At 45.1% G+C, this 12,103-nt stretch carries 8 protein-coding genes; 4 read left to right on the forward strand and 4 right to left on the reverse strand.

Annotated elements, in window-relative coordinates; genetic code table 11:
- Positions 1–631 precede the first annotated feature (631 nt).
- The 3 genes from DC20_RS20815 to DC20_RS23490 form a co-directional block, all read right to left on the reverse strand.
- Positions 632–1,471: a phosphatase PAP2 family protein gene (locus DC20_RS20815; RefSeq protein WP_062545618.1), complete on the reverse strand. Its 840-nt coding sequence runs from the start codon at positions 1,469–1,471 to the stop codon at positions 632–634.
- Between the two features lie 235 nt (positions 1,472–1,706).
- On the reverse strand, positions 1,707–2,270 hold the full coding sequence (locus tag DC20_RS23485; protein ID WP_245652262.1) for a GH32 C-terminal domain-containing protein: 564 nt from the start codon (positions 2,268–2,270) through the stop codon (positions 1,707–1,709).
- Between the two features lie 9 nt (positions 2,271–2,279).
- The gene (locus DC20_RS23490; RefSeq protein ID WP_245652263.1) at positions 2,280–3,296 is read right to left on the reverse strand and encodes a glycoside hydrolase family 32 protein; all 1,017 of its coding nucleotides are present in this window, start codon (positions 3,294–3,296) and stop codon (positions 2,280–2,282) included.
- Positions 3,297–3,891: 595 nt separating this feature from the next.
- Here DC20_RS23490 and DC20_RS20825 point away from each other — a divergent pair.
- The gene (locus DC20_RS20825) at positions 3,892–4,656 is read left to right on the forward strand and encodes an alkaline phosphatase family protein (RefSeq protein WP_062545619.1); all 765 of its coding nucleotides are present in this window, start codon (positions 3,892–3,894) and stop codon (positions 4,654–4,656) included.
- Positions 4,657–4,902: 246 nt separating this feature from the next.
- Positions 4,903–6,054, forward strand: coding sequence for a hypothetical protein (locus tag DC20_RS20830; RefSeq protein WP_157593314.1), 1,152 nt, complete (start codon positions 4,903–4,905; stop codon positions 6,052–6,054).
- A gap of 76 nt (positions 6,055–6,130) precedes the next feature.
- Here DC20_RS20830 and DC20_RS20835 read toward each other — a convergent pair whose 3' ends face one another.
- The gene (locus DC20_RS20835; RefSeq protein ID WP_245652264.1) at positions 6,131–7,147 is read right to left on the reverse strand and encodes an MBL fold metallo-hydrolase; all 1,017 of its coding nucleotides are present in this window, start codon (positions 7,145–7,147) and stop codon (positions 6,131–6,133) included.
- A gap of 705 nt (positions 7,148–7,852) precedes the next feature.
- On the opposite strand from DC20_RS20835, the gene DC20_RS20840 reads away from it, so the two are divergent.
- Both DC20_RS20840 and DC20_RS20845 read left to right on the forward strand, forming a co-directional pair.
- On the forward strand, positions 7,853–8,650 hold the full coding sequence (locus DC20_RS20840) for a hypothetical protein (RefSeq protein WP_157593316.1): 798 nt from the start codon (positions 7,853–7,855) through the stop codon (positions 8,648–8,650).
- A 581-nt stretch (positions 8,651–9,231) separates the two neighbouring features.
- The gene (locus DC20_RS20845; RefSeq protein WP_062545622.1) at positions 9,232–11,760 is read left to right on the forward strand and encodes a cellulase N-terminal Ig-like domain-containing protein; all 2,529 of its coding nucleotides are present in this window, start codon (positions 9,232–9,234) and stop codon (positions 11,758–11,760) included.
- Positions 11,761–12,103 lie beyond the last annotated feature (343 nt).

Below are 12,103 nucleotides of genomic sequence, written 5' to 3' on the forward strand. Positions count from 1 at the left end.
CATCTCACTTACTGCATGTCACTTTAATTATGATCTATGACTTAAGTAAGTAGAAAAACAGGTATTGCTATTCTAAAGCTTCAAAGTTAATTTATTAGGGCACTAGTTCAAGATGATCCCCAAATTTTGTTATGACCAAAACAGGAGGATTTCTTAGTTGTCTGGAAGTAAGTATTATGACCATATACTGGAAATTCTGCTCCCAATTTACGGTTGTAGCATATCAAGTTCTTATTTGGAAAAGTATTAAGTAGGAGTTGGTGTTCTGAGATACCCTACTTCCCTGTTTTAGAGATTAATAGAACTATCATCATATTCATTTTAGGATGGAAGTGATAAGGTTGAATCCTAAACCATGGCTAAATAATTTACCAAATCCTTTATCTCGTTTAATTTGATTTGATGAGGAGACCCCAACCCTGCAAATTAGGTTTATTATTAAAAACAAGAGGTGAAACCCATAGGCTGTCACCTCTTGTTACTTGTTTTGTGAACGCAGTAAAAGATATCATCTACAGAAGATAGGCGGAAGTCTCTTTAAGTGGTTACTCATGCGACTAAAGATTTCTTAAAGGCTGGCAGATTGTTTCAGGTAACTACCAGATTTAGTTTTCCATTCAGCTTTGGCAGCTCATAGGTCTGCTTTGAAGGCCTCATTCTGGAAATAAGCGGTAAGCATCTGGTGGGCAAGAAGGCGGGCAGCCTCATTGTCGCTGGGATAGTGGATGCCCATGATTTCGCGAGATTTTCTGATCTCTTCGGCCAAAGCCAGAAAAGCTTCTCTTTTCTCCGGAATGATCTCGCTCCAGGTGTAGGCTTGGAGAAACGCCCACAGGGTATGGCCACTGGCAAAAGCTGGGGAAGACATTCTGGCCATGGGTTTCAACGCAGGCTCTAAGTGGTACGGGCGAGGCCGCAACTGCTGGTATTTCACAGTGAATTCCATAACGCGCATGTCTAGCATCACCCCTTGCAGCAGTCGGGCTATTTGCGGAAGGTTTTCGGCAGTTGCCCAAGGCCCCAGCACTTCTGTTCCTTCAAAGAATAGATGACGTAGGTTCTCCTGATAGCTGGGAAGACCTGGAAAGAAGTTCATTTGGGGCCAATAACCTATGTTCCCCAGAAATGTTACCCGCTGCTCTTGTTCAGGGGTGCGCTTTTTTTGTAATTGAAGAAGGTAGTCTAGTTCCTGGCGTGTCTGGTCAGAACTATTGGCCGGTGCCTTTACGCTATGACTTATTTTGTGCAACTGCACACGGGTAAGATAATGGGGTGGCACCAGAAGATACGTAACGGAACTACCATACTCGGCGGCCGGATACTGCACCGTATCCAGTAAGGCTCTTTCCGGGTTAGGAGCGGCGTTTACTTGTTGCAGGGCTTTGTAGTGACCCGATACAGATTCCTGAAGATGTTGAGCAAAGGAAAAAAAGGATAGAAGCAGAAACGGAAGCAGTAGCATCTTTTTCATAAGTTGATGTTAGTTTAAGTTACATTCAACCCGAAGACGCGGTGACCCCGCAAAAGACGCAACATGTCTTTTAAATTTCTTTTATTTAAGTGAATTAGCTTTCAAATCAAGAAATGCACCCGCATATAGGTTAGTTAAGCAGCTCATATACTCTTCTCCATTGACTTAACAAAAAGCCCCTGCTACTTATGGTGTACCAAGGGCTAAGTCAAGAAGAATTATTTAAGGCTTGTCTCTAGGTGGGATTATCCCAGATAGACTTTAAAGTATACGCCTTACTGTCCTGTAATTTTGTAGTACCCGTTGACACCAACTCTACTTTCGTAAATTCTTCTGTTGGGAAGAAGATATCCGTCATAACGGTTCTTCCGTCATTGGCGAAAACTTCAACGGACGCTACGTCTAACAGGAGATGCAGCCTCAGTTTACCGTTCTCTAAGGATAGGGGTGATGTATGTTTGCCAGAGAAAGTTTCCTTGAAGTCCATTTTCCCGGACTTGGTGCGGTCAATGTAAAGCACTTCACCAGCCACGGAGTAGCCAACATCCACATGCTCTCCCTTGGTGTTGGAAAATCTAAGGATCACCTCCTGCGCTTGGGAGACATCCAGGTTCAGGTCCAGTTCCTGGAGTGGGGAGGTAAGTTTGTAGCGGCTGCTCAGATCAAGTAAACTGGTCACTTCCTGGCCTTTGATGGAAGTTGAGCTAGTCCGAAGCTTCTGCAGCTCTTTGACCGGAACATTCGTCATTCTTACTCCCTCCCTGGTTTGTTGCAGCTTGAGTTCGCGGGGAACGGTCATGGCACTGCGCTAGGAGGTGGTGGGCACTTCATTTGCGTACAACCAATTGCTCATCCAACCCAGTAACAGGCGGCGTCCGTCTGATTCAGGAACATTGGCCCAGGTGACGCCGGCATAGTTATCAGTGCCATGGTCAACCCACAAGGTAGTTTGAGGTGAATTGTCGTTCTTGAACGTTTTTCCGTCAAAGTCTCCAATGAAGTATTGGGTGGCAGAACCTTTGTTGGGACCGCCTGGGTTGATACTCACCAACAGCACCCATTTCTCTTGCCCATTCACTTTAAGCGGAAATAAATCTGGGCATTCCCAAACCCCGCCATGAGCACCGGCAGTTTGCCCAAACTCGCTCAACTTAGTCCACTCCAAAAGATTTTTGGAGCCATAGAACTCAATATGATCCAGAACCGCTAAAGCCATGATCCACTGCCCGCCTTTCTCGTTCCAGGAAACCTTGGGATCTCTAAAATCCCGTATTCCTGGATTCTTCAGGACCGGGTTTTTAGGGTACTTCTTCCAGGTCCTGCCGTTATCTACACTATAGGCAATCCCCTGCGTCTGGTAATCATTTCGTCCGGCTTTTTCCATTTCGGCATTGTGGTAGGTAAAGATGGCCACCATAGGTGGGTTCTCTTTGGTACCCAGGCCTGAGGAATTGTTTATATCTACTACTGCGCTCCCAGAGAAAATGGTACCGAACTCATCTGGATAAAGGGCGATGGGCAGGTGTTCCCAATACACCATGTCCTTACTGACTGCATGCCCCCAATGCATGGGTCCCCAGGTGGTACCTTCAGGATGATGCTGGTAAAACAAATGGTACTCCCCGTTATGATACACCATTCCGTTAGGATCATTCATCCACTTGGACGGTGGCGTAAAGTGAAATTGCGGCCGGTGCTGCTCGGTCACCTGACGGCTCACGGACCCTTGGACAGGTTTGGAAACGGAGTCTTTGCTAAGATTGCAACTCCAGGTGCCGGCCAGCAGAAGGGCACTTAAAAGGTGGAGGGCTTGTGTTCGTATCATATGTTATTGTTTACTCACTTCTTTGTTTCTTGTTTTTAATTCTTTTTCGGGAAAACAGCCTTAAACCTTGGTAAGACTTCTTTAGTTTTTCGTGATTATCTAAAATCCTTTGGACTTATTATTTCTCTAGTTTTCAGTCATGGACATCATCTTTTCCTTCCTTCCAGTAGGAATTATAATTTGGTCATCTCTTCCTTAAGTGGCGAGCATACTGAAAGTATATCCATATTTTCCTAAATCATTTCTAATTCCATGACCCTGCTAAACTCAACCTTTGGTAAGGATGTCTCTGAATATCTGCTATTTGTCTATGCTTTGGTTATTTTTTATCTTATCTTCAGAATAGATAGTTTCAAGCGGTACTAAAATGAGGCTAGAAAATTCTTGGGGTAAAATCAAAAACAGCATCCTACGGTCTTATCACCCGGTTAGATATGCTGCGGTTTTACTTTTGGTTTTAAGCTTTATTTCTGTTTGCAACGCCGCACCTGAGAAACCGAAAAAGAAGCGCACAAAGAATGTAGTTATATTAGTAATTGACGGCCCCCGGTATACTGAAACCTGGGGTGATCCCTCCCTCCAGTATATACCCAATATGGCCAAAACGTTAAGGCCACAGGGTACCTTTTTCTCTCATTTTTACAACGATGGGTACACCTACACCACTTCCGGGCATACTGCTATTACCACAGGCGTGCGCCAACCCATAGACAACGACGGATTGGAACTGCCCCTTAATCCTTCCATTTTCCAAGCCTGGCTAAAGAAATCAGGCAAAGCTGCTACAAAGGCCTGGATCATAGCCAGCAAAGACAAGCTTTCGGTGTTAGCTAATACTACTAACCCTGAGTGGAAAGATACATATCAACCGGAAAGTAACTGTGGTACCGATGGCGTTGGCAACGGCTATCGAGCTGATTCCACCACCATTCGGGTAGCGAAACAGATCTTAACAAAACATAAACCTAATCTGGTGCTAATAAATTTGTTGCAACCAGATGGTGCCGGGCACGCGGCTAATTGGGAGGCTTACCTAAGAGGCATTTCAACTTCAGACCATTACGCTAAGCTTTTGTGGGATTTTATACAAATTAATAAAAACTACAAGGATAAAACGGCCCTGCTGATTACCAACGACCATGGCCGCCATTTAGACGGCATTCTGGATGGATATGTATCTCATGGAGATGATTGCGAGGGCTGCCGGCACATTAGTTTACTGGCTTTGGGGCCAGATTTCCAAAAAGGCCTAATAATCGAAACGACCTATAACTTAACTGATATAGCAACCACCGTTGCCCAATTACTTAAATTCCGGATCCCGACCAGCCAGGGAAAGATTATAAGAGAATTATTATAGATAAGTAAAATAAGTAAAGTCCTTATTCCACGCCAATTGATCACCAAACTTAATGGTGTTTTTAAGCTTATTATTATTCCATCAAAACTTTACTACTAATTTGAATTAGCACCCAAAATGCTTAAATTAATTTATACCTTTTGATATCATTCCCTCTACCCTGCCGGTAACCTGAGCTATCTACCCGATAAACCTGGTTTTCTCTTATACCCTCCTACTTTTTTGGTATAAAATAAGCCCTTGGTTATGCCTATTGCGCTTGAGTTTAACAGGATCAAACACCAGTTCGCTATCTTCTATGGGGCTTTAATTTTTGGGCTGTTCCCCTCCTACCACGTTGGCGCCCAAACAACTAACCTCCTGAGTTTTACTGAAAGTAAAGATTCTACTGCCGCGGCTAAGAAGCGGGACAAGAAAGTAGTCCTATTTTCAGACGAGGCAATTCTTGAATTTAAGCTGACTGCCAATTTCAGGGAATTGAAAAAAGATCGGGATGAAGACCGAGCGTATCATCCGGCTATTGTTTCGGTGCTGGATAGTGCAGGGACAGGCGTTGCCATGGATTTAAAAGTAAAAGTGCGGGGCAATAACCGACGCAACCCGGCAGTATGCGACTTCCCACCTATTCTGCTCAATTTTTCCGCCAGAGGTACCCGGAACACAGTTTTCAGGGGGGTAGATAAACTTAAACTGGTTACCCACTGCCGCTCTGATTTGTATGTAATACGGGAATACTTGATTTATAAGCTCTATAATATTTTAACCAATCATAGTTACCAGGCCCGGCTTTGCCGAGTCACCTACGAAGATACCTCTACCAAGAAAGTAGTAGAAACGAAATATGCTTTCCTGATTGAGGATGATGAAGCTATGGCCAAACGAAACAGTGGAAATATCGTGCATAAGGAGCGACTACTTCGCATGGACCAGACCAACCCCCAAGCGATGGCTTTGGTGTGTTTTTTTCAATATATGATTGGAAATACAGATTGGTCTGTGCCGTACCGGCATAATATCAGGATTGTTTCGCAACAGGCACTTGACCCAGGTATACCGGTGGCCTACGATTTTGATTATGCAGGTCTGGTATCGGCTCCCTACGCTAAACCACCAGCCGAACTAGGAATCACTTCAGTGCGCCAAAGATTATTCCGGGGCTACCAGTTTGAAGACGAGATTTACACAGAGGTAATCAAAACCTTCAATACACACAAAAAAGAACTATATAAGGTGTATACGAGTTGTCCGCTCCTTGATAAAACCTACCTGAAACAAACGCTCAGTTACCTAGATGCTTTCTATAAAACCATCAATACGCCTAAAGAATTTGAACGCAATATTGTGAAAGTGGGTCAGCAGAACCAAAAAAGCATGGTGGTTATTAAAGGACTAAAATAGTGGGTGACTCTGGAAAAGGGTCAGTTCATGCTTAATTTAGACCTTCAAAAAGGTGCTTACACCTACGGTTGTGATACTACCGTGTTATCCACCATTTTGCTGTGGGGGTTATACCCGGTATGACTTTCTTCCCCATGATGGGTGTCACAAGTTCTATGTTGTTTTGTGAGGCCAATTCAGCTACCATATTGATAGATTCATCCCATGGGTGTAACGCTAAATCAAAAGTTGAGTAATGAATGGGGAATAGCAGCTTGGCGTCTATATCCTGGCAGGCTTTGATGACCTGCTCCGGGAAAAGGTGGGTGTTCGGCCATCCTTTGCTCCACGCATCTATCTCAATAAAAGCAAGGTCAAATGGACCATACTTCCGGCCTATTTCTTTGAAATGCTCACCATAGCCTGTGTCGCCACTCCAGTACAGGTTCTTCTTTTCTCCCTTGATGACGTAGGAAGCCCACAACGTCTTGTTTCTGTCATTATAACTTCTTCCCGAATAATGTACGGTAGGGCAAGCGGTGATTTTCAAAGATCCATGGGTAACGGTTTGATTCCACCCCAATTCGGTAATCTTATCCTTTGGCACACCCCAGCCCTGTAACCTGGCTCCTACGGCTAGCGGAGCGATGAACTTTATATTCTTATCCGCTAAAAACTTAATAGTCTCAGCTTCAAGATGGTCATAGTGGTCATGGGTAATGATGACAATGTCAACCTCTGGGAGCTCTTCCCTCTGCAAGGGAGATACGCTCATTCTTTGGGCAATCATAGGTAGAGGGCCTGCATTCTCAAACACCGGATCCATCAAAACCCGGTAACCGTCAAGTTCAATGATAGCCGTAGAATGCCCTAACCAATAAGCAGCATAAGAAGAAGGCACTTCCGGGAAATCCTTTCTTGTGAGTACTTGTTTGGGTAACTCATATTCAGGAGCATTGGGAGAAGTTTTAAAGAACCTCCAAAACCCAGACTTTCCGCCAGTTACTTGATCAGCATAATAAACGATTTCCTTGGGGCTTATGAATTCGTCTTTTTCTGGTGAATAGTAGGAGTGTTTGGCATAGTCTCCTTTGCGCTCTTTAGCAGAATCCATTTTGCCAATTTGGTTATTAACATAGCAACCTGTTCCGCCTAAAGAAAGGAGTATTGTAATCGCTAAAAAGCTTAAACTGTTTTTCTTTCTTAATCTAAAATTCATATGCTGTCTGTGCTGATGAGGTAGAAGTCGCCCAGTAAGGTTTGAACGGATTTCTAGGTGTTACAAACGTAAACAATGCTTCATTGGAGAGGCAAAAATCCGCTATTAATGCCGAGGCTGGTACTAGGCGCCTGTTTTTACTCTTCACTTGTAAGGTACAATGTAAGGCCTGCAAAGGTAAAGGAATGTGGAACATCTAACTTTACCTGGTCAACCTTATTTACTGAGACACCAGCAAGGAAACAGAAAGACGCAGGCTATCTTTTGCCGCACCAAGCTTGCCTATAGGAAGTAATGTGAGAGATAGCCTTTAAAGGCAAATCGCTCCTGCTGCCACAAAAGTAAAACATGCAAACACGAGGATAAGGGAAAGAAACAAAAACTAGACGGGCTTACGTGTATATAGAACTGGACTCCGTATGTTTATTCAGGTAAACGAACTGTATCTTTTTTGTAATGCTATCCCCGTACAGAATCATTAGGAATAAGTCGCTCCTACCCATTTACCTAATCATATTAGGCGGTGGTTTGCTATCAATTAATTTTTCCGGCTTACGGGAAAAATCAGCGGCAACTTCATCTCCTCCTAGCCCCTGCTTAGTGCCCGCATCGGAGCCAACCAGCATAACCACCCAAGTTCCACAAGGCGGTTCGTTGTTTGAAAAGAATCTGCCCCGGGGGTTTACTTTGCCTGAGGCAGGCGACTGGGTGGCGCGCAGAATTCTAAAAGCCCATGGGGCGGTTTTCGTGGCTCAGGGCAGCGTTGTTTGCCCACCCTCAATTATATTCACTGATGCCGCTGGCTGCGCCAGTTGGCAGGTACGGGTAAACACCCGCCGAGAGAATATTAATGGCATTCCAGTAGAGTTGCAGACGGAGGCGATGGAAGCATTGCTCGCGGCCCGCAGCGAAGCCACCCAGAGGAACCTGCGAATTACTCCGCGTGGTACCTGGGCAGCCCGGCGAAACTACCGGGACACAGAAAAAATTTGGAGTCGCCGCGTGATTCCGGGCCTAGCCTTCTGGCAGAGGCGTGGAAAGCTGAGTGCCCGCGACGCGGCCAGGATCCGCGGCCTAGCGCCTGCACAACAGGTGGAGGAGATTTTACGGCTAGAAGCCCAAGGGCTATTCTTCAGCAAGGATTTCTCCAGGCCGGTGCTGTCCTCGGGTTCGGCTCCCGGGGCTTCGCAGCACATCTCCATGCTGGCCCTTGATATAAACGAGCACAGCCGGGCGGCGGTGCGCACTATTTTAGCCCGGCACGGCTGGTTCCAAACGGTTGTCTCAGACCTACCCCATTTTACCTACTTGGGCACCCTCCAGGAAAAACTTCCCGCGCTTGGTTTGAGAAAAACAGTTAAAAACGGGCGGGTTTACTGGACCCCGGCTAAAATGTAGATTTTATTACCCCAAAGTAACCTTTACCATCCCCTCTTATCCATGTCACTTCTGTTTCATGCATCCTGTGTTCTTAGCCAGATGATTATTTACCCTGAGCCATTGGCATTGTCTTGTTTGCTCATGGTAAAACAAAGAACACCTAAATAGCCAAGCCCTATACCAGCTATGTAGGTAGGTACCATAGGGATCTCTTCCTCTGTATTCAGACGGAGAGAAAGCCTACCCTTTTCAAGGCGTATGGTGACAGTGGAGTTAGTCTCCCCTAAGTAGTAATTTCAAGAATATAAAATACAAACTTCATCCGCTAAAAGAGTTGGAATTTACAGGAGCCGTGAAATTCTGAAGGACTTAACCAAGGTGCGCTTTAATACGGGTTTCGTTCTTTAGCCTAGAGATGTCTTAAATTCTCATTAATACTGTCAGATGTAAATGTCAAATCAGGTCATGAAAGAAAGTTCATAATCTGCGGACGAGAATGTAGCGGCGGCTCTTTTTAATTCCTTTGATATCATATTTAACCTTTTTGTTATATCTTTATAGGATTGCAATCGGTTTCATAAGGGATTTTTACAATAAACATGAAAAAACGAAAACTATTATCAGTTGTACTGCTACTAATGGCAGCCTTCAACTATGCTGCCAGCCAGGATTTGAAACTCAATGATCGGGAGTATTTCGAGATGCAGGGTGTCAATGTCCTGGTGTACAGTAATCTTTTTACCGGGGGTTTCAACGATGAGAAGAACGCCGGTATAGAATTGATTCACCATGGCGTTAGAACAGCACAAGGTGGCGCAGTGAGATTGTCCCACACACCAGAGCAGTGGGATCTTATTCCTGAAATACTAAACCGTAAGGTAGACCGTGCGTCAAAGACCATTGAGGCTACCCTACGGTATAAAGATTACAATTTCGACTCACGGGTAGTAGTTACAGCAAAGGGAAAAGGCGTTGAAATAGCTGTTTACTTGGATAAACCCCTTCCCAAAGCAATGGAAGGAAGTGCCGGATTTAATCTGGAGTTTCTTCCCTCCCAGTATTGGAATAAGGCTTATTTAATGGATGGGCGCCCAAATAGATTCCCTCGTTATGTGGTAGGCAACACCATTACAAAACCAAATAGCCTTAAGCCAAAGCAATACAAAGGGTATGTAACTGCCGACGACAGAGGGACCGGTAAATACATTGATCCGCTTCCGCTTGAAACTGGCCGCACCTTACTAATGGCACCAGATGAACCCGAACGTTTGGTAAAAATTACCTCACAGAATGCAGATCTAATGCTTTTTGATGGCCGTATGCTGGCGCAGAACGGCTGGTTTGTGGTTCGCAGTTTACTTCCGGCTGGAAAAACGGGCAAGGTGTTGACGTGGACCATTGAACCAAATGCCATTAAAGGTTGGGAAAGAGAGCCTAATATAGGTTTCTCTCAAGTAGGTTACCTCCCTTCGCAACCCAAAGTGGCAGTTATTGAACTTGATAAGAAAGACAAACCGCTGGCAAAATCATCCATCTACAAAGTAGGTAATGACGGCAAAGCCACCAAAGTATTCACCGGTAATATCAAGTCTTGGGGAGACTATTATAAATACCACTATGTGAAATTCGATTTCTCTTCCGTTAAGACCCCGGGTATCTACTATATCCAGTACGGCGATATCAAGACCAATAATTTCCTGATTGACAACAGCGTCTATAATAAGATCACCGACGCCACCAGCGACATATGGATCCCAATACATATGAACCACATGTTCGTGAACGAGGCGTACAGGGTGTGGCATGGCGAACCTTTCAAAGAGGGTTATCGGCAGGCTCCGCCCAACACCGATCACTTCGACCTTCACGCCCAGGGACCAACCACCGATACCAAGTATAAAGCCTTGGAATTGATTCCTGGCCTAAACGTAGGCGGGTTTTTCGATGCCGGAGATTTTGACATCGAGACCGGATCTAACATTAGCGTGGTGCAGAACTTTGTGAGAACATGGGAGTCTTTCAAACCCATGCGTGATCAGACGTTCATTGACCAGAAACAGCGTTATGTAGATCTTCACCGCCCAGATGGAAAACCGGATGTATTGCAGTTTATTGAGCACGGCATATTGAACCTGGTAGCGCAGGCCGAGATTATCGGCCACATGTCCCAAACGCTCTCTAACGCTGTTCTGGATAATTACCATCACCTCGGTGACGCCGCCTCCCTAACCGACGGTCTTCCTTATAACCCAAAGCTTGGTCCTTACGAGGTAGCTCCTGACGGCCGATCCAGTGGAGTAAAGGATGATCTATGGGCATTTACCAGCCGCGAGCCTGAACTCGATCTCAGGGCAGCCACCATGTTTGCGGCAGCAAGCCGGGCCTTGAAAGGCTATAACGATGATCTTTCGGCACGCGCGTTGACACAGTCAAAAAGACTATTGAAAGAGGCAACAGCATTACTCGCTAATCAGGCGCAGGATACATCTGGCAGAGGCAATGCCGCCAATATGTCCACCAACCTTCAACTCTACATTGCTACCGGCGAAAAACAATATGTAGATAGATTCCAGCAACTTCTATGGCCAGCCCTTGAACGGAACGTGAGTGGCAACCTTTTAACAGCACTGGATGCTATTCCGCACCTGGACGCCTCTTACAAAGAAAAGCTCCGTCCGTATGTGGTGAAGTACAAAGAATATATCGGGGGCCTTGAAAAAGATAATCCCTACGGAGTTCCTATTGGCCTTACCAACTGGGCAGGAAGCGGAGACGTGATGAACTTTGGTACAACCATTTCTTTCGCCAGCAAATACTTTCCGGAGATCATAGAAGACAGCCATGCTTTTAAGGCCGCGAACTATCTGTTTGGCTGCCATCCGTACCATAATTATTCATTGGTGGCTACGGTGGGTGCTACCCGTCCCAAAGCAGTTTTTTACGGCAACAACCGGGCTGATTTTTCCTTTATTCCGGGCAATGTTGCCCCAGGTATTTTATTCAGAAAGCCCGACCACTTTGAAAACTACGATGACTGGCCATTTCTTTGGGGACAAAATGAAGGAACAATTGGTGGAAATACCAGCTATTTGATTTTTGGATCAGCTTTCAAGAACCTGGTAAAGTAAGTTTAATTGAACGGCCTGGATCTGATACTGATACAAACTGTTCAAATTTTAGCGCAAGTAATAAGTCCTTTGAGTTGGTAGCTTATTACTTGCGCTATTTTTTTGTGCAAAAAATATGCTGATTACTATCTATCGTTTAAATGAAATCAGAAAAGACGTGAGAAAGAAGAGAAATTTCTGGAAAAAGTCTTTGACATCTTCAGCAAAAACCATGAGCTGCGTGAAATCGATAGCTCGGGTCAGGGATTGCACGTGAAAAGGATTGTGGAGAGTAAGAGTGGAAGAGCCTGGAGGGTAGCGGATGCACCTTCTATTTTACCCTTCCCCTCGCAACCGTTGGGCC

It is taken from the genome of Rufibacter tibetensis (assembly GCF_001310085.1).
GTDB lineage: Bacteria > Bacteroidota > Bacteroidia > Cytophagales > Hymenobacteraceae > Nibribacter > Nibribacter tibetensis.